Source organism: Amycolatopsis sp. NPDC051061 (assembly GCF_040682935.1).
Lineage (GTDB): Bacteria > Actinomycetota > Actinomycetes > Mycobacteriales > Pseudonocardiaceae > Amycolatopsis.
Genome location: NZ_JBFBBZ010000154.1, coordinates 1 through 1,415, shown reverse-complemented (window position 1 = coordinate 1,415; position 1,415 = coordinate 1). Strand labels below are relative to the sequence as shown.

Annotated in this window: 2 protein-coding genes and 1 pseudogene; 2 read left to right on the top strand and 1 reads right to left on the bottom strand. The window is 35.4% G+C overall.

Going from position 1 to position 1,415, the window contains the following annotated elements; translation table 11 throughout:
- Positions 1-140: pseudogene (locus tag AB0N03_RS52375) on the top strand (IS6 family transposase); the annotation flags it as partial.
- Between the two features lie 58 nt (positions 141-198).
- Positions 199-612 (top strand): polysaccharide biosynthesis C-terminal domain-containing protein, encoded by a 414-nt coding sequence (locus tag AB0N03_RS52370; RefSeq protein WP_003132403.1) that lies wholly within the window; start codon positions 199-201, stop codon positions 610-612.
- Between the two features lie 100 nt (positions 613-712).
- Here AB0N03_RS52370 and AB0N03_RS52365 read toward each other — a convergent pair whose 3' ends face one another.
- A complete protein-coding gene (locus tag AB0N03_RS52365) occupies positions 713-1,276 on the bottom strand; it encodes a VanZ family protein (RefSeq protein WP_357056717.1) in 564 nt (187 codons plus the stop codon).
- Positions 1,277-1,415: the final 139 nt, after the last annotated feature.

The following is a 1,415-nucleotide window of genomic DNA, read 5'->3' as shown; positions in this document are numbered from 1 at the left end:
AAAGTCTCCGTACAGCCTCTTCCACGATTAAGGGCATGGAGACCCTTCGAGGAATATATAAAAAGAACCGAAGAAATGGAACGCTCTTCGGCTTTTCGGTGTCTACTGAAATCAAGGTATTAATGGGAATACCAGCCTAAGATATTTGGAGTTCAGAGCGGGCGCGTTTGATTTTCAAACTTCGCAACAGAACCTTTCATGCTCTCAGCATTATTTTCTAGCTTTGCAAATTTTTTTGAAACAAGTTATATTGTAGTTAAAAAAACTACAGGAGGATTTATCACATTTTTATTTGGAGCAATCGTTTGTGTCATTGCACAAGTATTACTTATTCCATTATTTGGCTTGAATGGTGCTGGATTAGCTTCAATGCTTGGATTCTTAACAACGTTTTTATTTCGTGTCAAGGATACGCAAAAATTTGTGGTGATTCAGATTAAATGGCGAACTTTTATAAGTAATTTTGTGATCATTTTGGTACAAATTCTTTGTTTATTTTATCTGCCGAGTAAAGTCTTGTATCTATGCCTTGCCCTATTATTTTGTGGCATGTTAGTGGTTAATCAGCGTACAATTTTATACATTATCATGGCGCTAAAAAATAAAAAATAAGACATTTGGAATGAAATCCTCATAAAAATAGACAGGAGATATATCTCGATACCATTCGAGATATATCTCCTGTCTATTTTTATGCTACTTTTGGGTTAGCTCAACTCAACCGCCTTTTAATCTCCCAACAACAATAATACCCAATCAAACAACCCAAAAAATTCAAGATAATATCACTAATGGCAAATGTGCCCAAATAAAAGATAAATTGAATGGTTTCAATTCCTAAAAGTGTGACCAAACTGACAATGACAAACTGTTTGAAATCAGTATTGATACAGTAAAGGCCACCTAAAGGAATGAAGTAGATAATATTTAGCACTGCCTCTTGAATCGTTCTGGTATCCGCTTTTATAAAGTCAAAAGGATTCAGTGATATCGCCTGAAAATCCGTTGTTTTAGTAAAAAGCACCATGAATAACAGTAATAAATACACACTGAAAGCAAGATAGAGATAAATAACTGAAAAATCTTTGAGGTGATACTGGATGCCAAACAACCAGATAATCAGCGTTAATAAGAGTATTAAAGTTAATGCGGTATAGTCAAAGTGGTTAATCAACCTAGCCAGGCTTTGATAGCGAGTGAGAACGGGCATAATCAGCCAAGTAATCGTCGCATAACTCAGGATAAATGTGACCAATAAACTGCTGAGGTAGATCATATATTTTCGCAACTGTTTCTAACTCCTTTTCTTGATGAGATTAACCCTATTTGGTTCTGTTGCGAAGTTTGAAAATCAAACGCGCCCGCTCTGAACTCCAAATATCTTAGGCTGGTATTCCCATTAATACCTTGATTTC